This is a genomic window from Microbulbifer mixtoriginis (SeqCode) (assembly GCF_052467945.1).
Window position 1 is genome coordinate 3,043,026 of sequence record NZ_CP174328.1, and the last position, 20,031, is coordinate 3,063,056.

At 46.9% G+C, this 20,031-nt stretch carries 17 protein-coding genes; 7 read left to right on the top strand and 10 right to left on the bottom strand.

Going from position 1 to position 20,031, the window contains the following annotated elements; genetic code table 11:
- Positions 1 to 36 precede the first annotated feature (36 nt).
- Together lnt and ACJJIJ_RS13390 are read left to right on the top strand one after the other, a co-directional pair.
- A complete protein-coding gene (lnt, locus tag ACJJIJ_RS13385; protein ID WP_444937603.1) occupies positions 37 to 1,602 on the top strand; it encodes an apolipoprotein N-acyltransferase in 1,566 nt (521 codons plus the stop codon).
- A 114-nt stretch (positions 1,603 to 1,716) separates the two neighbouring features.
- A complete protein-coding gene (locus ACJJIJ_RS13390) occupies positions 1,717 to 2,634 on the top strand; it encodes a TIGR01777 family oxidoreductase (protein WP_252083071.1) in 918 nt (305 codons plus the stop codon).
- 39 nt (positions 2,635 to 2,673) lie between these two features.
- On the opposite strand, the gene ACJJIJ_RS13395 is transcribed toward ACJJIJ_RS13390, so the two are convergent.
- The 3 genes from ACJJIJ_RS13395 to ACJJIJ_RS13405 all read right to left on the bottom strand — a co-directional run bounded on the left by ACJJIJ_RS13395 (position 2,674) and on the right by ACJJIJ_RS13405 (position 4,494).
- Positions 2,674 to 3,087 carry a hypothetical protein gene (locus tag ACJJIJ_RS13395; RefSeq protein WP_252083072.1) on the bottom strand — a complete coding sequence of 138 codons (414 nt, stop codon included), beginning with the start codon at positions 3,085 to 3,087 and terminating at the stop codon, positions 2,674 to 2,676.
- A 163-nt stretch (positions 3,088 to 3,250) separates the two neighbouring features.
- Entirely contained in the window at positions 3,251 to 4,048 is a 798-nt protein-coding gene (locus ACJJIJ_RS13400) for a YdcF family protein (RefSeq protein ID WP_444937604.1), read from the bottom strand.
- A complete protein-coding gene (locus tag ACJJIJ_RS13405; RefSeq protein WP_252083074.1) occupies positions 4,045 to 4,494 on the bottom strand; it encodes a zinc ribbon-containing protein in 450 nt (149 codons plus the stop codon). The genes ACJJIJ_RS13400 and ACJJIJ_RS13405 overlap by 4 nt, the downstream gene beginning before the upstream one ends.
- A gap of 162 nt (positions 4,495 to 4,656) precedes the next feature.
- On the opposite strand from ACJJIJ_RS13405, the gene leuS reads away from it, so the two are divergent.
- From leuS to holA, 3 genes are all read left to right on the top strand, one after another.
- The gene (leuS, locus tag ACJJIJ_RS13410; protein ID WP_444937605.1) at positions 4,657 to 7,254 is read left to right on the top strand and encodes a leucine--tRNA ligase; all 2,598 of its coding nucleotides are present in this window, start codon (positions 4,657 to 4,659) and stop codon (positions 7,252 to 7,254) included.
- Between the two features lie 100 nt (positions 7,255 to 7,354).
- Positions 7,355 to 7,879, top strand: coding sequence for an LPS-assembly lipoprotein LptE (locus tag ACJJIJ_RS13415; RefSeq protein ID WP_252083076.1), 525 nt, complete (start codon positions 7,355 to 7,357; stop codon positions 7,877 to 7,879).
- Positions 7,880 to 7,890: 11 nt separating this feature from the next.
- Positions 7,891 to 8,895, top strand: a complete 1,005-nt coding sequence (holA, locus tag ACJJIJ_RS13420; protein WP_444937606.1) for a DNA polymerase III subunit delta — start codon at positions 7,891 to 7,893, stop codon at positions 8,893 to 8,895.
- A 95-nt stretch (positions 8,896 to 8,990) separates the two neighbouring features.
- Here holA and ACJJIJ_RS13425 read toward each other — a convergent pair whose 3' ends face one another.
- The 6 genes from ACJJIJ_RS13425 to ACJJIJ_RS13450 all read right to left on the bottom strand — a co-directional run bounded on the left by ACJJIJ_RS13425 (position 8,991) and on the right by ACJJIJ_RS13450 (position 13,423).
- On the bottom strand, positions 8,991 to 10,181 hold the full coding sequence (locus ACJJIJ_RS13425; RefSeq protein ID WP_444887022.1) for a hypothetical protein: 1,191 nt from the start codon (positions 10,179 to 10,181) through the stop codon (positions 8,991 to 8,993).
- A gap of 55 nt (positions 10,182 to 10,236) precedes the next feature.
- A complete protein-coding gene (locus ACJJIJ_RS13430; protein ID WP_444937607.1) occupies positions 10,237 to 10,716 on the bottom strand; it encodes a hypothetical protein in 480 nt (159 codons plus the stop codon).
- A gap of 321 nt (positions 10,717 to 11,037) precedes the next feature.
- Positions 11,038 to 11,886, bottom strand: a complete 849-nt coding sequence (locus tag ACJJIJ_RS13435) for a CsgG/HfaB family protein (protein ID WP_444937608.1) — start codon at positions 11,884 to 11,886, stop codon at positions 11,038 to 11,040.
- 42 nt (positions 11,887 to 11,928) lie between these two features.
- Entirely contained in the window at positions 11,929 to 12,330 is a 402-nt protein-coding gene (locus ACJJIJ_RS13440; protein WP_444937609.1) for a curli assembly protein CsgF, read from the bottom strand.
- Complete coding sequence (locus ACJJIJ_RS13445) at positions 12,330 to 12,761, bottom strand: CsgE family curli-type amyloid fiber assembly protein (protein WP_444889576.1); 432 nt, start codon at positions 12,759 to 12,761, stop codon at positions 12,330 to 12,332. Before ACJJIJ_RS13445 ends, ACJJIJ_RS13440 begins: the two co-directional genes overlap by 1 nt.
- The gene (locus ACJJIJ_RS13450) at positions 12,740 to 13,423 is read right to left on the bottom strand and encodes a LuxR C-terminal-related transcriptional regulator (protein ID WP_444937610.1); all 684 of its coding nucleotides are present in this window, start codon (positions 13,421 to 13,423) and stop codon (positions 12,740 to 12,742) included. Before ACJJIJ_RS13450 ends, ACJJIJ_RS13445 begins: the two co-directional genes overlap by 22 nt.
- A 668-nt stretch (positions 13,424 to 14,091) precedes the next feature.
- Between ACJJIJ_RS13450 and ACJJIJ_RS13455 the strand changes: the two genes are divergently transcribed.
- Positions 14,092 to 15,780 (top strand): acyl-CoA dehydrogenase family protein, encoded by a 1,689-nt coding sequence (locus ACJJIJ_RS13455; protein ID WP_444937611.1) that lies wholly within the window; start codon positions 14,092 to 14,094, stop codon positions 15,778 to 15,780.
- Positions 15,781 to 15,845: 65 nt separating this feature from the next.
- Here ACJJIJ_RS13455 and ACJJIJ_RS13460 read toward each other — a convergent pair whose 3' ends face one another.
- Positions 15,846 to 18,431, bottom strand: coding sequence for a TonB-dependent receptor (locus ACJJIJ_RS13460; protein WP_444937612.1), 2,586 nt, complete (start codon positions 18,429 to 18,431; stop codon positions 15,846 to 15,848).
- 134 nt (positions 18,432 to 18,565) lie between these two features.
- On the opposite strand from ACJJIJ_RS13460, the gene ACJJIJ_RS13465 reads away from it, so the two are divergent.
- Positions 18,566 to 20,029: a DUF5690 family protein gene (locus tag ACJJIJ_RS13465; RefSeq protein ID WP_444937613.1), complete on the top strand. Its 1,464-nt coding sequence runs from the start codon at positions 18,566 to 18,568 to the stop codon at positions 20,027 to 20,029.
- Positions 20,030 to 20,031: the final 2 nt, after the last annotated feature.

The following is a 20,031-nucleotide window of genomic DNA, read 5'->3' on the forward strand; positions in this document are numbered from 1 at the left end:
TGCAGCCGCAACGGCGGCTACCGATTAAGCGAGTCTATGCGAAGATTACTTTTACCTGCCGCTGGTGCAGCTGCCGGCGGGCTAATGACGCTCTCCCTGGCCCCTTTCAACTATTGGTTGTGCGGCCTACTTTCTCTGGCGCTTTTTGCCGAGCTATTCCTGTTTGCCTCTCGCGGCAAGCCGCTGCGTGGGCGCACCAGCCTCTGGCTAGCCTTCTGTTATGGGCTAGGCCTTTACGCCACTGGTGGCTCTTGGGTCTATGTCTCAATTACCAATTTTGGCAATTCTTCGCCGCCGCTGGGATTCGCACTCACCGCCAGCTTCGTCGCGCTGATGGCGGCGCTGCTTGCAGCACCGTTCTATTTCCTCGGTCGCTTTACCGCCAACAAATTTAGCTTCGCCCTCGCCTTTGCCGCACTCTGGTTTATCAGTGAGTGGTTCCGCAGCTGGATGTTCACTGGCTTTCCCTGGCTGTTCGCCGGCTATGCCCACTTGGAGACCTGGTTATCTGGCTGGGCTCCGGTGGTGAGTGTCTACGGAATTGGACTTTTTCTGGCCCTCTCCGGTGCGGTCATCGCACTGGCTGCCAGTGGCCGCTTGTCCCCCCTCAAGCGACCGGCCCATATTGTACTAATTGGTGCAGCAATCGTACCCTGGCCCCTCGGTGCTGCCCTCGCCAATATTCAGTGGACTCAGGCAGAGGGAGGCATCATAACCGTTGGACTGGTACAGGCTAATATTCCCCAGGAAAAAAAATGGCTGCCGGAGTTTCGCGGCGAGACTATTAGCCGCTATCAGGAGGGTACCCGCACCCTGAGCGAGCGTGATGTCGACGTTATAATCTGGCCTGAAGCAGCGCTACCCATGCTTTACGGCCAGGCCCCAAACCTAATGCAGGCTCTGCAACGCAATGCAGAGAAAACCGGCATTGATCTTATCAGCGGAATTCTCTACGACACCCACAGCCCTGTGGATAACTCTCGCAAAGTACACAACTCCGCAGCGGTCTTTGGCCGCAGCCCCAGTGTTTACCATAAGCGTCACCTGGTACCTTTTGGTGAGTATGTCCCACTGGAGGAGCTGATTCGAGGCACTATTGAATTCTTCAATTTACCCACCTCCTTTATTCGCTCCGGACCCGACCAACAGGGGCCACTGAATGCTGCAGGAGCACGTTGGGCTCCACTAATCTGCTATGAAATTGTCTACCCTCGCCTAGTGGCGGATAGCGCTCTCACCTCCCAGGTACTCCTGACCATCAGTAATGATGCCTGGTTCGGTGAATCCATAGGGCCGTTGCAGCATATGCAAATGGCGCAAATGCGCGCACTGGAAACCGGTCGCTATTTAGTCCGCGGCACCAATACCGGTGTAACCGCGATTGTCGATCCCCGCGGGCTTATCATTGAGCAGCTGCCACAATTTGAGCAAGCCAATATGAGCGGTGACATACGTGCGATGCGCGGCTCAACACCATTTATGCTTGCCGGAATTTTCTCAGTATTTGCCCTGGCACTACCAATGTTGGCGCTAGCTGTAATTCTCAATCGCAAGCGAAAGAACAGCGCTGCCAAGCCAATGACCGGGGGAGTGACCGAATAGTAATGACCTGCCACTGATCACTCTAAAGTGCGCCGCCGAGACACCCCGCATGTGCAGATGACTGCTATGCTGCATGCAATTTACCTGTGAAATTATGGCGGGGATGGGCAGTCAATGCATTGCTTAATCAGTGGTGGCACCGGTTTGATCGGTAGACTCTTTTGCCAACGCTGGCTCGCTCGTGGCGACACACTTACAGTACTTAGTCGCCATCCGGATAAGATACACCAACTCTGCGGAGAGTCTGTCAATGCCGCCAGCGCTCCTGAAGAGGTGCAAGAGCGGGTAGATGTTGTTGTCAATCTGGCAGGGGAACCCATTTCCTCTCGCTGGACTGAGAAACGCCGTGCCGAAATTCGCAACTCACGCCTGAATACTACCGAACGGCTAGTACGCTGGACACTCGCCCAAAGAGAACGCCCCAATTACTTTCTCTCAGGATCTGCTATTGGATACTACGGAGACCGTGGCGGCGAACTGCTCAAGGAGGACAGCCCTGCAGGCGGAGGGTTTTCCGCACAACTGTGCCGTGACTGGGAAGCGGCCACACTGCCACTACAAAGGGCCGGGATGTGCGTCGGAATCATACGCACCGCTATTGTGCTCTCCAACCGAGGGGGAGCACTTCCCAAAATGCTACCGGCATTTCGCCTGGGACTTGGTGGACCAATGGGTTCTGGCGAACACTGGATGAGCTGGATTCACGAAGACGACGAAGTCGGGTTGATACTTCACGCTATTGACCAACGCCTATGCACCCCTTTTAACGCCAGTGCTCCAGAAGCAGTTACCAATAACAGCTTCAGCCGCTTACTGGCAAAACAGTTACACCGCCCCTGCTTTTTCCGCTCTCCAGCCTGGCTGCTGAAAACCCTGTTCGGGGAGATGGCAGAAGAGCTACTCCTTGCCAGCGAAAGAGTGGAGCCCCGAGCCGCCTTAAACAGCGGCTACAGTTTCCAGTTTCCTACCCTGGAACAAGCACTAGCCGACCTACTAGCTAAAGACAATGCTAGTAATAAGGTAAGTGTCTGATTCCTGGGCACTTTTATTGGCTGGATTAGGCTATGCTGCTTAAGCCGCAACCACGCTACTCTCCAGGGCCTGCATTAAATAACGCCGACTGGATTCACTGGTGACTAAATCCCCGTGACTACCCATAGGGGCTGAGCCAACCCAGTGCGCGTGCCAGCGATACCACTGGGACTCCTCTGCATTTACCCGCAGCTCGATGAATTCCACTTCTGCAGGATCTAAACCGAACTCACGGACAATTTGCCCCGCAAATGTCTCGAAATTTTTATTCAAATGGGCCCCGCTCTCAGCACCGCCACATAGGAAAAATAGAATTCGGCCATCCTGGTCCACACGCTTGAAGCCGATCCAAACAGCCCGGTTGAGTCGGTTGTGCAATTGGATGGGAGTGAAGGAAACCGGGATGCCCTTCATCATAAGGTTATCTCGTTTATTGTTATGGTTGTTATCCACAGTCGCTACTCCAATGTAAGTAGTAATTAGCGGGTGAGATCTGTGGCGCCAGTCGTCCATTTACCTAGTACAACCAGCTTTCAAAAAACAGATGCAATCCCTCGCCGACGCCTATTCCCTCATGCCTGATAAGTATCTGAGAGCACCACATCACAAAAGTTCCTCAGCACTTTTTGGCCTGTGGCAGTGGTCGATATTGATACCAGGCTTGTGCCAATAGTTCCCGCCAATAGGCCTGAGTCCGCAGCAGCGCCTCAGCACTGGGAACCCAATTTAAGACCCCACCCTTTTCCCTTGACTCTAACTCAGAAGCACTGCCCACTGATAAAGGCTGTACCTTTAGGCCTGCGCGGGTAAAAACTGCCGCAGCCCTGGGCATGTGCCACCAGTGAGTGGCGAGCACAATAGTTCCCACACCTGAATTGCGCAATATCTCCGCGCTATTTACCGCGTTCTCTGCGGTAGTTCGACTGCAAGCTTCGCGCCAACTCACCGGGCGGGACATCTCATCCAACATTTTCGCCATCAACTCTGCCTCAGAGACATGCTCATCCGGTGAAACACGGCCGCCGGACACCAGGATTGGCATATCCCTTGGGACATGCTTTGCTGCCCAGATCACCCTCTCCAAACTGGACGCAGATAGGTACTCATAGCCTTGCTGATTATCCCGGTAAACACCGCCTCCGAGGATCACCACAGCCCTGGGAGCAGCCTCTGTATCAGGTAAATCTGCTACAACGCCCAAGCGCTTACCGATCCAGCTTGAAAAAGCCGGAGTAGCACTAAGCCAGAGCAGACAAAATGAGAGGATCGCCAATGGCAGGGACAATTTCTCCAGCAAAGAGCCTTCAGGAAAAAAGCGTATCAAGAATGCCGCTAGCAGCCCCAGCATTGGCGCCAGTGGTGGCATCAGTGGTGGCATCAACAAATTGGCCGCTATTTTATACAGCTCAATCAATACTCAAGGCCGCCTTCTATTTGCCTGAAGCAACCATAGCCACAGCGGTGACAGGGTGTAATTTGACTATTCTCCGGCGGCTGAGCGAGATAACCACACCCCAGACATTGAAGTTCCTCGTCGGCCCCCACTATCTCACCCGCAAGGGCCCAGGGTTTGCCCTCACGGATACAGCGCATAAGATTGGGCCAAGCCGTTTCCGTAGGGTCCGCCGCGTTCAGCAACCAGTCACCCCCGCGCTCTTCCAGAGTAATCAGCTCCCCTCCCAGACCGCGCATATAATCCCCGGCTCGATGCAGATCATCTTTTAACCAGGCGCGAAGAAAAGCGACCTTATTTGCGGTCAGGTCCTCAACTGCCAACTCTCCCTCAATCAAATCCTCCAGGTCTTCACGAAACTCATCGGCCAGATCGTCCTTCGGCGGTAACTTCGGTTCCTTCGTCACGGTATCCCTCCTATAATCTCGCGTTTACGCATCCTAAAAGATGCTCTGGGGGCCGTCCTTGATCGCAATCAATCCTTTTGCTTGTCGATCCAGAGCTGCTTCCACTAAAACACTGAAAAGTTTCCCCGCAAAATTTGATCACAGAGTATAGGTCCCCAATCAATGGAAGAGCAGTACAACCCCTCCGCAGTCGAAGCTTCCGCCCAGGAATTCTGGGAGGCAGAGAAAAGCTTTGAGGTAAAGGAAGATACCGGCAGGGAAAAGTTCTACTGCCTATCCATGTTCCCCTACCCCAGCGGCAAGCTGCACATGGGCCATGTGCGCAATTACACCATTACCGATGTTATTTCCCGCTATCAGCGTATGCAGGGTAAGAATGTCCTGCACCCCATGGGCTGGGATGCCTTCGGCTTACCGGCTGAAAATGCTGCGATCCAGAATAAAACCGCGCCAGCAAAATGGACCTACGCCAATATTGATTATATGAAGGGGCAATTGAAAGCTCTCGGATTTGGCTTCGACTGGTCCCGCGAGCTAGCCACCTGCCAGCCATCCTATTATCGCTGGGAGCAGTGGTTCTTCACCCGCCTCTATGAAAAGGGCCTGGTCTACAAGAAAAATTCCGCGGTGAACTGGTGCCCCAATGACCAGACCGTGCTCGCCAACGAGCAGGTTGAAGATGGTGCATGTTGGCGCTGCGGCACTACCGTGGAGAGGCGTGAGCTGGCCCAGTGGTTTATCAAGATCACTGACTACGCAGAAGAGCTGCTCAAGGACCTGGATAAGCTGCCGGAGTGGCCTGAGCAGGTGCGCACCATGCAGCGCAACTGGATCGGCAAGAGCCGAGGTGTGGAGCTGAGCTTTAGCCTGCCCACCACTGTGGCTGGTATGGATCACTTCGATGTTTACACCACCCGCCCAGACACCCTGATGGGCGTCACCTATGTATCCCTCGCCGCTGAACACCCAATCGCTCTGGAGTTAGCAGAGACTAACCCCGAGCTAAAAACATTTATCTCTGAGTGCAAAAAGCAGTCTCTGTCTGAAGCCGATATGGCCACAATGGACAAGAGAGGCATGGACACCGGTCTCAAGGCTATTCACCCCATCAGCGGGGAGGAAGTCTCCGTCTGGGTAGCTAACTATGTACTGATGGATTATGGCTCTGGCGCGGTGATGGCAGTACCCGCCCACGATCAACGCGACTGGGAGTTCGCACACAAGTATCAGTTGCCTTTGACTCAAGTCATAGCGCCCGCCGATGGCCAGGAAATCGATCTCAACAAAGAAGCCTTCACCGAAAAAGGCAAACTGGTGAACTCCGGCAATTTTGATGGTCTGGATTTTGATGGTGCCTTTACCGCGATTTCCGAAGTTTTAATAGCAGCAGACAAAGGCCGTGTGACCACCAATTATCGCCTGCGCGATTGGGGTGTATCCCGCCAGCGCTACTGGGGTGCCCCTATCCCCATGTTCAACCTCGCAGATGGTGGAGAAATCCCGGTGCCCGCCGAGAAACTCCCTATTTTACTGCCGGAAGATGTGGAGCTGGACGGTGTTCAGTCCCCCATTAAAGCCGATCCCGAGTGGCGCAAAGACGAACTCAATGGTACGCCGGTCGAGCGTGAGACCGACACTTTTGACACTTTTATGGAGTCCAGCTGGTACTACGCTCGCTATACCTGCCCAGACTTCGAAGAGGGCATGCTCGACCCCGATCGCGCCAACTACTGGCTACCTGTCGACCAATATGTAGGTGGTATTGAGCACGCCATCCTGCACCTTCTCTACGCGCGCTTTTTCCACAAATTGATGCGGGATGAGGGCTTGGTCAACAGCGATGAACCCTTCAGGCAGCTTTTGTGCCAGGGCATGGTGTTGGCTGAATCCTTCTACAAGGAAGAAAACGGCCATAAAACCTGGATCAACCCCGCCGATGTTGATGTCGAGCGGGATGAGAAAGGAAAACCCATCAAGGCAGTTGAGCGCGCAACAGGTGAAGAAGTAATTGCCGGTGGCGTTGTGAAGATGTCCAAGTCAAAAAACAATGGCATCGATCCCCATGCTGCTGTTAAAGAATACGGTGCCGATACTGTACGCCTGTTCACAATGTTTGCAGCACCGCCCGAGCAAACTTTGGAGTGGCACGATGCCGGCGTGGAGGGAGCCAGCCGCTTCCTGCGAAAACTCTGGAAAACTGTACATGCACATGTTGCTGTAAGCACTAGCAGCGCTCAGATTGACCAACAATCTTTGAGCGACCAGCAACAACAATTACGCCGTAAAACCCACGAGACGATTCAGAAGGTTGGCGACGACTACGGACGTCGTCAAACCTTCAACACGGCTATTGCCGCAGTGATGGAGCTTCTCAATGAGGTTGGTAAACTGGCAGATCGCAGTAATGAGCAGGGGCTGGCAGTGGAGAGAGAGGCTCTACAGGCAGCTGTCTTACTACTGGCTCCGGTAACTCCGCATATTTGCCACCAACTGTGGCAAATCCTGGGCAATAACAACACCTTAATTGATGCTCCCTGGCCAGTAGTAGATGAAAAGGCTCTGGTGCGTACCTCAATTACTTTGGTCGTTCAAGTCAATGGCAAAGTGCGTGCAAAGCTGGATGCGCCAGCTGATGCGGACAAAGAGGGCTTGGAAAAACTCGCCCTAGCCGACGAAAACGTCCAGAAATTTATTGGCGATGCCACCGTACGCAAAGTCATCGTTGTGCCAGGCAAACTGGTAAATATTGTCGCGAAGTAAAAATTACTGCGCAGTTATATCCAACCAATAGCCGGGAGCATTATGCTCCCGGCCCATATCTGCAAACCCTTTATTTGCTGGCACTAAAGCCAGGTAGTTTATGAAAACATTTGCACGTCGTATCGTCCTGCTAGTTACCCTTGTGGCCATCGCCAGTTGCGGTTGGCACCTGCGGGGAGCGCCAAAAAACTTTCCTCCAGGCAGTACTATTTACATATCGAGTGAGAACCCTCGTAGTGATATTGCCGATGAAATTAGCCGTCTTCTGGAAAATGGCGGGGTCCCTGTTGCTCCATCCCCTATTGAAGCGGACTACCTACTCACCATTCATAAAGAAATAGAACGAAAATTAACTGTCGCCGTGGATTCTGAAGGACGGGCTTCTGAGTACGAGTTGATTACCAGCGCGATTTATAGCGTGCGTACACACAGTGGCGAAGTACTGCTAAATAAAGCTCAGGCCGATGTCTATAGATCATTGGAGTGGAACGTCTCAGAAATAGTCAGCAAGGGAGAAGAGGAACGCCTCTTACGCGCGGAAATGCGCCGCGAGTTGATTAGCCGAATGATCAACCGTTTGCGCCGTATCGATGTCAATGCCCCCTTGCAAGATAAGAGCTACTAGGTAGTTCTGTCATGCGTATTAATCCCCAACAGCTTCCCCAGCAACTACGGAAAGGGCTTGCGCCGGTTTATATTATCTCAGGCGATGAACCACTCCTGGTTCAGGAATCTTGCGACCAAATACGTGCGGCAGCGAGGCAGAATGGTTTCGCTGAGCGGGAACTTCTACATGCAGAGCATAATTTCGACTGGGGTTTATTACTTGCCTCAGCCGGAAATATGTCTCTTTTTGCAGAGAGGAAGCTTATCGAGGTACGCGCTCCCAGTGGAAAACCAGGGGATAAAGGCAGTAAAGCCTTACAGGAATTTGCCGCTCTCGCCAGTCAGGATTTGATACTACTGCTGGTTTTGCCCAAGCTGGACAAATCACAACTCAATAGCAAATGGGTTAAAACACTTGAGCAGCATGGTGCTCTCGTACAAATTTGGCCTGTTAGCGCCCAGGAAATGCCACACTGGATCAACCAAAGGATCAATGCCGCAGGGTTATCTGCTGAGAAAGAAGCTATACGTATTCTCGCCGAAAGAGTAGAGGGTAATCTGCTCGCAGCAAGCCAAGAAATCGAAAAGCTCAAACTTTTAAATAGTGACGGGACAATAACGGTCGAACTGTTAGAGCAAAGTGTAACCAGCTCTGCGCGATACAGTATTTTCGATTTAATTGACAGAGCTTTGGCAGGAGAAGCCGAGAAAGCGATCAAAACGCTACAAGGCTTACGCTCGGAAGGTATTGAGCCACCTGTGGTGCTCTGGGCCCTAACAAGAGAGATGCGCTCATTACTGGAACTAATGGAGAAACTCAATCAGGGCCAGCAACTAGCACGTTTAGTTCGCATCCAAAAACGCCAACCACTTGTACAAAATGCCTTAAACCGTCTAACTCCAAATATACTGGAGGCTCTTCTTTTAAAAGCCAGAGCCGTGGATTCGGCGATCAAAGGTGGCAACACTCACCAGTCCCCATGGAATGGTCTTATGGAACTCACGCTTAATTTGAGTGGACAGAAAAGCGTTTAGAAAGTTAGCCCAAGCAATCGGATTCTTTTAAACGCCGCTAATAAAAAACCCTCCCCGAAACGAGGAGGGTTTAGATAATAGTCATTATAGGCGTATTAGTTTTGAGAAACTGTAGCCATATTGCTGTTGCCGACCTGGTGCACACTGGCCATATTGAAATTGCCAGCCTGAGTTACATAGGTAGTGTTCTCGCTACCAGACTGTCCCAGGTGAGCACCGTGCTCAAAGCCATCCTGAGATACAACCATCAGGTTAAACTCACCCATGTCCTGATGGATCTCAGCCAAGTTCAGCTCACCGCTCTGGTCAACATCAACTGTGTTGGCCATACCTTCGCTATGGCCATAAGTGAAGTTGGCACTTCCCAGCTGATCAATATTAGCTGTATTGAGATCCCCAAACTGAGAGAATTCAGCTTCGTTATGATCACCCGTTTGTTGCAGAATTGCAGCATTATCATTGCCGTATTGGTACATATCGCCAATATTGTTGAGGTCATTCTGCGTAACGGTCATGGTGTTGGCATCACCATACTGACCAGTAACACTAGAGTTACCAGTGCCATTCTGAGCAATAGTATTGAAGTTATTGGCCCCATCCTGGGACATATTCAGATAGTTGAAGTCACCTGACTGCACCAAGTTAGAAGTGTTTTCAACACCGCCTTGATAAACAAAACCGACGTTACCTTCACCAACTTGGCCTCCTACGAAGCCTTCATCAGAGCTCATCCAGGTGCTGCTCCAAACGCTGTTTCCATCACCAGACTGAGTGCTGACAAACAGGTTATTATCTCCGTCCTGCTGCAGGGCAGCCATATTGTCATTACCCTCCTGAACCGCATCAAGGGTATTGTAATTAGCCTCACCACCATCTGAGCGGTACTGATCTAGATGCATAGTATTTTCACTACCCATTTGAGTAGCATAAGCTGCATTGCCATTACCGCCCCACTGATGAACAACTCCCCAGTTACCCTCTCCCTGCTGATAGGAATAGGCTTGGGAGCTGTTTTGATCGAATTGCGTGGTTTCAGAGTAGTTACGGTTACCTACCTGAGTCTGGTCGATATAGTTCGCATCGGCGGTGGATTGACTTGCGTAAGCACGGTTGTCATTACCTTCCTGCCACTGATAAGCCGCATTATTGGTGGACTCGCCCATTTGATAGATATCAGCAGCGTTGTCATTTCCAACCTGCAGTTGATCACCATAATTAGCATCGGCCATTGCGTGACCAGCACCAACAAGCATTGCAATCGCAGCAGCAAGTGAAAGCTTTTTCATTTATGTTTCTCCATCAGACTAAGTAAACAAATACAAACAAAAAGAAAGCAGTGCTTTAATCGTGCTGAACGACCTGCACCGCATGGTTGTCACCGAACTGCGCGACAAATCCAAAGAGCCCATCTCCGTTTTGGATGATGTTGGCTGAGTTTCCATTGCCCACTTGATTTATTAGAGCAATATTATCTAAACCATTTTGTATAGCGGTAGCTTGGTTATAAGCTCCAGACTGGGAAATTGCAGCATAGTTATATTCCCCAGCCTGCTGAATTGCTGCTTCATTCGAATAGCCATCCTGAACCAAAAAAACTTGGTTGAACTGCCCAAACTGAGAAACTTCTGCAAAATTGTATTCCCCTGTCTGAATGACCTCAGCTAACTGACCAGTAATAGACTCATCCCGTTGCAACATGAGATCCAGCTTTCCCTGACCAGAAAACAGCTCATCATGATCATCTAAGTCACCAGCCCAGACAGAGTTAATACAGGTAAGGAGTAAAAATAAACCACATAGGCTCACTTTGATAACGCCCACCAAAATTCTCCTAAAGGTTAATTAAAGCGAGAGCAATTCCGCTCATCGAGGACCACTATAGGAATTTAAGCGAAAACAATAAATCAGAAAAAAGAATATTTTTTGGGGCGGGAAAACAATAAATATTTAAGACTTTTGTATGAAAGCCTTTCTAGAAAGTTGATTTAATACGAAGATGTAAGATATCGACAAGTAGATTTACTAAATTACACAAACTTACACAAAGATTCAACAAGAAAAACCGCCCACACAGGAATGTGAGCAGCCAGCAACCATTGCAAGACAGAGAAATTAGTCAGAATATTTAATAAAAAAATTATTCTAAAGAATTTTCACAGTTGCATCCGCATATTCACTAAGTACAGATGCAGGGAATTCATTGACATCCTGCATTGCCCAAATATTATTCGTCACACCATTGGCAATAAGATGAATAACTGCAGATTCAATCGCAGAAAGCACACAAAGTTGAGCCGGATCATTGGTCGTCATTCCAGCCTCAATCTCTAATAAACGTTTATACTCAACAAATGTATAAACGTCTCCCTGAACCTGCCTTGATAGAATTTTCTTACTGGTTAAAACGCTATTTAAAACTCTTCCAGTTCTAACATCGACCGCACGCAAATTCACGGTCACTTCGTCTACTCGATATTGCTCAGAAAGTCCAATACCAAAATAACGCGCACCGGCTCCGCCGGTTTTGATATTGGTATCATAAGCGACTATACCGCCCTCCAACATTATATTTGCTGACATCAGTGAGGGGAGCTCAAAGGGTTGGGGAGTTTCTTGCTCTTTGATTGCTGCTCGTATGATTTTTCTTTCAGTAAGCAGGTTTTGTAGCCCTTCACGCTCAAGAGTAACAAACCAACCTGACTCGTTGAGTACTTGTACGAGCATAGAGGCAGCGCCTTGTGTTACTGCAGTAGAAAAAGAGCTAGACGGTGCTGGCCTGTACTGGCCAGTTTGATCACTAAATCCATAAACCGCTACTACGATCTTCCCCCTCGGTAAGGGCAAATTCAAAAGATCTGCATAAGTACTCATTCGATCTGTCAAAGTGGCTTTTTGATGCCCTGGGCCAAACAACGCCTCTCCTGGATTTTGAAAGAAACTACAACCACTTAAAATAAAAACCAAAAATATAACTATTATTCTAACCACCATCACCACCACCCTAAAGAACAAACAATCTATTGGCCAATTAAATCAGTTACCAGGATTTAGGCCAACGACTACGATCTCAGAAAGCTCTCCTGTGACAGCATCTGTAATAGTTATAGTTAGGGTACCATCTACATCAAGTATGTTAACGATAAAGTCATCGGTTACGAGAGTACCATCATTTCCATCTCCAACATCTGTGAGCAACTGAGACAACAATCTGGATTCTAGTGTATCCGTAAACCTGTCAAGTGAAGATGAATCAGAGTATGGTGATTTACCAGCTTTAGGATCTTTTTTACTGTTTTGAGCGCTGGCATTATTTAACAAATAATTACCATTTAATGGATTACCTCCGAAGGATGGATTTACTGGAGTGTAAATTAGCTCTGTCGAATAGGCAGAGACAGAAAAGAAAGATAAAACCAAGAAAACATAGAACCTCACTATAATTCCTCCCCGGCCAAGTCCAAGTTTTGCGAAAATAACTGCTGCAGCCTTTGCTGTCGTACATTATTATTGATTTGAGCAACAGCTTGTTCAACTATCTGCCCAAAACGTCTTCTACCTGGGTAAATAACAGTCCTGAACACCTGCTTATTCTCATAATTTACCCACACAACACTACCCCACCGCGCAGAAGGCCTTTCATACACAGTCAGGTTATAATCAAAGTCAGTCAAGTTGGATGTAATATACAGCGATAAAGAGCGTGCGAACTCATGCCCTATGCCGCTTACTGTGTTATCAATAACCAAACCGGTAAGGATTGACTCTTCGCTCTGAGCAAACTCTGACTCCTGGGAAATAACTGTACTAGAAATAAACCAAATAGAAAAAAATAGAATTTTTAATTTCACAGATTTTGACTCGCCCAACTACTTGCCTCCAATCTGTTTTTGCAACCAATCTTTTTATAAACCTTGTATAGGTGACTTTTAACGGTATGCTCACTGACACATAGTACCTCCGCAATATCTGCATTGGTTCTACACTCACAAATAAGCTCCAATATCTGTCTTTCTCTTTGTGTAAGGTTTGCGCTAGAATCCATCCATCTTTTAGGACGTCTATGCTGCCTTAAAAAGTTATGCAGAACATCTCTAGGGAACCAATATTCCCCCAGGAATATCTTACCTAATCGCTCCATAATAACCCCGGGCTCACATTTTGCCGGCATCAATCCTAGGACCTTCTCCCAGTGTAAGACAAAGTCAAACTCATTAGGGTCGTCAACATTTAAGAGAATAATGCCAGGCGAGTTAGTAGAAGCATGAATATCACGTAATAACTGATCAAGATCCGCTTTAAAAAGCCCAATACAGTCGAGCAAGAGATAATCAGCCTTAACTCCATCAAGTGAAAAAGATGGGACTCGCTGAACAATGGAGCATCTGGTTTTAAACTCCTCTTCAATATGCCCTGCAAAAATTGAACTCTGCAAGTTGACTGATGAGGTTAAGAAGGTAACAGCGGGACCCTTACAAACATGATCCTGCGAAACAACTTTGAGGCGTGCATATTCCTTATGCAAATTCATCTGGGTTCCCCCAATATGCAATCTCTTTAAGATTTTATCTAATGACTTCTTACTTTTTTATTATTTTCTATCCACATTCTCGATATTGAGAGCTAAATCTATTCGATCAACCAACACACTGCAACAGTAAGTGATACAGATAACAAAAATTCAATCTTAAGTGTGCCAGCGATTATTACAAATGTCATTTTTTCATACAAAGGTATTAAAGACGATTATTAAGTAACCAACTAGAAACATCCTTTTGTCTAAACTTAAAAAAAATAAAGAGCTTAAAAAACAGTAATAAATTTGCACTAACCCACAAAATTAATGGATTTATTTTAAATATTAGCATGAAAAAAAAGCATACCTAGAAAAGTTAAAAACCTATAAACAGCACAAAAAGCCAAGTAGCAACAAAAATTAAAATTTAGCTAATCAATCACACTAAAATAATAAACACACTCTCTTTCATGAAAGTAATATTATTTTGGATAACCTATCCAAAGAAACCCTATAAATTATACTTATTAAATATTTTTATAGTGCGTAATAGATTTAATGAGTGCGCAAATAGTAATCAGGGTGGGACTACTTTATGATTTTGTATTGGTACGCTATCACCATGTCTCTTGGTACCTGTTTGGTGTTTTGGTACAAGTAGATGAATCAAAGAACATATAACTATGTTAACCATTGAGGCCCTGATCATGAGCGATCACCTTCACCCCTCTGCCCATGCAACCACTCATACGGTAAAGAATCAGACTTCCCCTCTCTCAGGGCACAATCTGTATGCCGGCGATCAGGCTCTACTCGATTCGGTACACCTTAATGGCGGACATTGGGCCGAAAATGATCTACAACGCTATGGCGAGGTTTGTGGAAGACCAGAAATGATTGAACGGGGTTATGCTGCCAATGAGTTTAAACCCATATTTGAAAGTCATGACCGAATCGGAAACCGTATAGACTTAGTTCGCTATCATCCTTCTTACCATCAACTTATGCAGCTTGCCTTATCAGAAGGACTACACAGCTCCCCCTGGAGTCATCCTTGTAGCGGTGCCAATGTTGCTCGAGCGGCAAAGAACTATCTGCATTGTCAACTTGAGGCGGGTCATGGGTGCCCAATCACGATGACTTTTGCCTCTCTTCCTTCGATAAAATTAAACCCATCAATCGCCAAGGAGTGGATCCCTAAAATTCTTAGCCGGGGCTACGATGGCAGTAATCGCCCCTACTATGAAAAACACTCTCTGACTATCGGTATGGGTATGACAGAGAAACAAGGTGGGTCAGATGTACGTGCCAACACAACCTGTGCAATCCCCATGGATGACGGAACTTATGAGCTACTTGGGCATAAATGGTTTATGTCTGCTCCTATGTGTGACGGTTTTCTAATTCTGGCTCAGGCACCGGGCGGGCTTTCTTGTTTTTTGGTTCCCCGATGGCGTCCGGATGGAAGTAAAAACCCATTAGAAATCCAAAGGCTCAAAGTGAAATCTGGCAATGTATCCAATGCCTCTTCCGAAGTGGAAATGCGAGGTGCCTTAGGATGGCTCTTGGGTGAAGAAGGTCGGGGAGTCAATGCAATTATCAAGATGGTCGCGATAACGCGTTTTGATTGTATGGTCGGTTCCTCTGGGGGCCAACGCCAAGCCGTATTGCAAGCGATATACCATGCATCCCATAGAGAAGCCTTTGGAAAAAAGCTAATTGATCAAGCCCTAATGCAAAATGTCCTGGCAGACCTGCAATTAGAAGTTGAAGGGTCAGTGGCCTTGACCATGCGCATGGCCCGAGCTATGGATCATGAAGATCAAGAACACGAACAAATGCTCCTAAGACTGGGAGCAGCTGTGGGTAAGTATTGGATTTGTAAGCGCAGCCCGCATCATGCCTATGAGGCGATGGAATGCCTCGGTGGAAATGGTGTTATTGAAAGTTTTATCACTGCACGACTCTACCGCGATGCTCCAATTAATGCCATATGGGAGGGTTCCGGTAATATCCAGGCTCTTGATGTGCTGCGTGCCATCACAAAAACACCCAATGTCGTAAATCACTGGCTGGATGAGATGGCAACAAGCATTGGTATGGATATCCGCTTCAATAACGCTATAGATTCACTAAAAAAAGAGCTTGCTGATTTGGATCAATTTGAATACAGAGCACGCAGTATTATTGATCAAATGGCGATTGCAATGCAGGTTCATCTACTTTTACAGTCAGGCAACGAATCGATTAGTGATGCATTTATTCGATCAAGACTGGAAACTAGAGGAGCTCATAGCACTGGCAGTCTACCAAAGGGTGTTGACATTGAAACATTACTCAGACGCGGCGACCCGCTTACAATTGGTGTTTAACTGCTTTTGGGAGAAGCAACTCGACGACAACCGAGATGTTTCTCCTGTGCAAGATAAAAGATTAGCTAAAAAAAACTATAGCGAAAACCCAGTTGACCACGAACCCCATAATACTCAACTTGCTTTGGCCTATCTTTATCACCAATATAATAAGTTAAAGGTTCATTCGTAAGGTTTAAGGCCTCAGCAAAAATAACTAAATTTTCCCCAATCGTATAATTTGCACTCATATCCAGGCTTGTGTAAGCACCGTAGTACTGGTCTTCATTTTTATTGCCACCATGCTCTTCAATATACTCTCCCTTATGGTTTTGAGCTAAGCGAATGGAGAAAGCACCGTCATCATAATAGATAGTGAGATTATGTAATAAATCAGCCTGACGGGAAATCGGCACCGCACCATCACGGCCCGGAACACGCATTTCTGAATCCATCATGGTTAAATTTGTCGATACCCCAATATTTGAAAGAAATCCAGGGAGGAAATCCAATTTTCGCACGATATTAAATTCCACCCCCCCCAACCACGCATCTTCACCATTTTCCGGACTATAAATATCGACTCCTGACACTCCTTTATATTCACCTTCTTTCACATCCTCAAAAATTGGATCTGTAATATCTTTATAAAATAGACCAGCAGATAAAATCCCCGAGTCATTAAAATAGTACTCATACATAAAATCCAGATTCCAAGAGTAAGTAGGATCAAGATCTGGATTACCTCCTATAAACTCATCATCGTGCTCGGCATAGTACCCTCCCGGATTCAGGTCACCAAAGTCCGGCCTGGCAAAGGTTCTGGTCAGCGCGAGCCTGATATTGCTATCCTCTGTGAGCGCATATTTTAGATGTGCCGATGGTAGAATGGATAAATACTCTTTATCACCATTAAACGGCACCAAATAGCCGTTATTAGCTTCATCGTTAACAAATACCTGGCTTTCCACCTTCGTTTGTGTCTGAGTAAGTCGTAATCCCATTACAAGAGTGGCTCTATCTGAAAGCTCACAATTACCCATACCATAAGCCGATAGGTGCCTCTCAGTAAGCTCAAAATTTCGCCCAAGAGCCCCTCCATTTTCAACTAGAGCTGATTCTTCGGGAATCAAAATGAATTTATCCCGGTTTTGGTTCCAAAAATTCTCCAATTGAGACATTGAAGCAACCTGAGAGAATTGGGAGTCATAGTTGATATCCAACTCGGATAGGAAATCATTTCTGCCAGGCTGATCAGACAAGGTAAAGTCAGAGAGAACTGGAGCAGGCCCATAGTTTTCCTCATCCCAAATGTAAAATGCATCGGAGAATTCAGAGACCCGTTCCTTGTCCCGATATTTCATACCGAACTTTAACTCCAGCTCACTGGAAAACTGGGAAGAAAAGTCAAAAGTGGCTACCACTTTATCCTTTTCGTTGACATACACTTTATATAGTTCAACCCAAGATAGGCTGGACTGCGTTGGGTCCATTACAAAACCATCCGGGAGGTGAGTGGGTATATTTTCTGCTGGGTCAGTACCACCATCGATTTGGTTGTAAGCCAGCCCATCATCATCCAGACCAACATAACCTACTTCCGTTTGATCAAAACGCATTACAAAATAAGAGCGATCATCTTTATTGGGTGTATTCCCATAGCGGAATTCATTATCATAGCTGGCTAAATTCCAATTCAGCTGCTTATCATCACCAAAAAAGTGCTCTCCACCAACTTCAACACCTTGCATACGTGTTATCAAAGTATTGTGGATATGCTGAAGTTCCATTCTATCTTTATCGAACCGCAACCTGTGCTTGTAATGTGTCTCCTCATCTTCTAATGTCCCATACAAACCACGAGCAAAAATCTTACCTCCTTCTTCCAATCGGTATTCAGTAGCAAGGTTTAACCCCAGGGTATCTCTGGTTCCGGTATAATCCCGCAGTTCCAATCGATATATTCCCTCCCCTTTACGGCGGGGCTCGTAGTTATCTGTTGCCCAATCCCTGCTCCAACCAGTTACATTGGCCAAAAATCCCCATTTACCACCTTCACTTCTATCCCCATAAAGAATGCTCATGGATTTAATATCACCGTCGGCTTTATCCGCATAGCCACCAGATAGGGATATATCCAAAGTGCGTTCTTCAGGAGCTGTACGAGTCACAAAATTAACATTGCCGCCAATAGAGTCACCTTCCTGATCCGCGGTAACAGCCTTAGAGACCTCAATACGTTCAATCAGCTCCGATGGAAAGAAATCAAACGCCGTAGCCCTGCTGGTAGTTTCCTCTTCTGCAGATGGCAAACGATGACCATTAAGGCTAGAAGAACTCCATTGGGACGGGAGGCCACGCACAGCGACAAACCGCCCTTCCCCCTGGTCACGCTCGATAGATACGCCTGCGACTCTTTGAACTGCCTCTGCGGCGTTACGATCCGGTAACTTACCTATACTATCTGCCGATACCACATTAACAATCCGGTTAGATTCCCTCTGTAACTCCAGGGAACGTAACTCTGTCTCAAACATTCGTCCAAGCACAACAATCTCTTCTATTTCGCTATCATCCTGGACACTCTGCTTACTACTTTCTTGTGCATGAGCATAATTTACTTGTCCCACCAGCAGAGCAATCGTTGTAGGCAATAATTTGACATAAATCATTTTACTTCCCCTGTATCAATCAAAAAATGATTGACAAATTTTTATCGACACAAATTAACTTGCTCGATCATCAACATAAATCTGGACTAGACCAGAATCCTAAATTGCCGCTATGACGTTTGTATAACAGGTGTGTGAATATTCCCTGCGAATATATTAATGAAAAATTTTTACCATCTGGAACGGTTATTGAACTTAAAAAAAGACTGTCACAAAAACGCAATCATAAGCACCTAAAATCTGGTCTAGACCAAATGACAGCTATCGATAAAATGGAAAAAACCGGTAAAAAACAGGAATCTGATTCCAGTGAAGATTTCAATAGTGAGCTTTTCTTGCTACTCTTTTCCGGAGTTGCTGCATTTTTCACTTATTTTTGTATGTATGCTTTCCGCAAGCCCTTTGCAGCAGCATCTTACGCCAACATTTCCGGCTGGGAATTCACTCTAGACTTTAAAACCGCACTTATAATTTCCCAAGTACTGGGTTATGCGTTTTCAAAAATTATCGGGATTAAGGTTGTCTCAGAGTTACGGCCATTGCAGCGGGGAAGAATGCTGGTAATTCTAATTCTTTTCAGTCATCTGGCCTTGATAGCATTCGCATTGATCCCCGCTCCTTATAATATTGTCATGCTTTTTTTTAATGGTCTCCCGCTTGGAATGGTGTGGGGACTAGTATTCAGCTATTTAGAGGGGCGTCGTCTTACTGAAGCACTAGGCGCCATTTTATGTGTTAGCTTAATCGTCTCTTCAGGAGCCGTAAAAGCAGTAGCCGCATATCTAATGCTGGAATGGAAAGTGCCGGAAATCTGGATGCCTGCAACCGTGGGCTTATTATTTTTACCTGCACTGATTCTATCGACATTTACACTCAGTAGAATTCCCCAACCCAACCAAGCAGACATCCGTGCACGAAAACAAAGAGTACCAATGACGAATGAAATGCGTTGGACTTTCGTCAACGAAACGAATCTGGGATTGTTGGCTTTAATCATCGCTTATGTATTCCTAACGGCATTTCGTGACTTCTCTGATAATTTCGCTGCAGAGCTTTGGCAAACTTTGGGTCATGGCCAAGCACCCCAGATCTTCCTTACCAGTACTCTACCTGTGGCACTGGTAGTTTTAGCATCCTTGGCGCTACTTATTTTTGTACGTAACAACTATCGCGCACTGCAGCTAAACCAGCTATTAGTCGCGGCTGGGGGAGCAATCTGTATAACTTCAACACTCGCATTTGAGTTAGATATTGTATCCGGGGCGGCCTGGATGATTGGGATCAATATCGGGCTCTATATAGGCTATGTTCCATTTAACTGTTTGTTATTTGAACGTCTGGTCGCCTGCACCAAGAGCCTAGGTAACGCGGGATTTGTGATTTATCTGGCAGATAGTGTGGGTTATATCGGCAGCATTAGCGTCATGCTCTATAAGACTTTCGCGCAACCAAACCTAAACTGGTTACAGTTTACTCAGCAACTTTCCTATGCTACTGGTTTTACATGTATTTTGTTAATGCTGCTCTCGCTCCTTTTCTTTCGCCGCTTGCACCGTAATTCTTCTTCACGGTCGAGGCTTATTACTTCTCCAGTGTAAAA

Bases quoted from the DNA above. Each gene is read 5' to 3' on its own strand.
- ACJJIJ_RS13435 (WP_444937608.1), bottom strand. From the start codon at position 11,886: ATGGTGGTTAGAATAATAGTTATATTTTTGGTTTTTATTTTAAGTGGT.
- ACJJIJ_RS13425 (WP_444887022.1), bottom strand. From the start codon at position 10,181: ATGAAAAAGCTTTCACTTGCTGCTGCGATTGCAATGCTTGTTGGTGCT.
- leuS (WP_444937605.1), top strand. From the start codon at position 4,657: ATGGAAGAGCAGTACAACCCCTCCGCAGTCGAAGCTTCCGCCCAGGAA.
- holA (WP_444937606.1), top strand. From the start codon at position 7,891: ATGCGTATTAATCCCCAACAGCTTCCCCAGCAACTACGGAAAGGGCTT.
- ACJJIJ_RS13415 (WP_252083076.1), top strand. From the start codon at position 7,355: ATGAAAACATTTGCACGTCGTATCGTCCTGCTAGTTACCCTTGTGGCC.
- ACJJIJ_RS13450 (WP_444937610.1), bottom strand. From the start codon at position 13,423: ATGAATTTGCATAAGGAATATGCACGCCTCAAAGTTGTTTCGCAGGAT.
- lnt (WP_444937603.1), top strand. From the start codon at position 37: ATGCGAAGATTACTTTTACCTGCCGCTGGTGCAGCTGCCGGCGGGCTA.
- ACJJIJ_RS13390 (WP_252083071.1), top strand. From the start codon at position 1,717: ATGCATTGCTTAATCAGTGGTGGCACCGGTTTGATCGGTAGACTCTTT.
- ACJJIJ_RS13455 (WP_444937611.1), top strand. From the start codon at position 14,092: ATGTTAACCATTGAGGCCCTGATCATGAGCGATCACCTTCACCCCTCT.
- ACJJIJ_RS13460 (WP_444937612.1), bottom strand. From the start codon at position 18,431: ATGATTTATGTCAAATTATTGCCTACAACGATTGCTCTGCTGGTGGGA.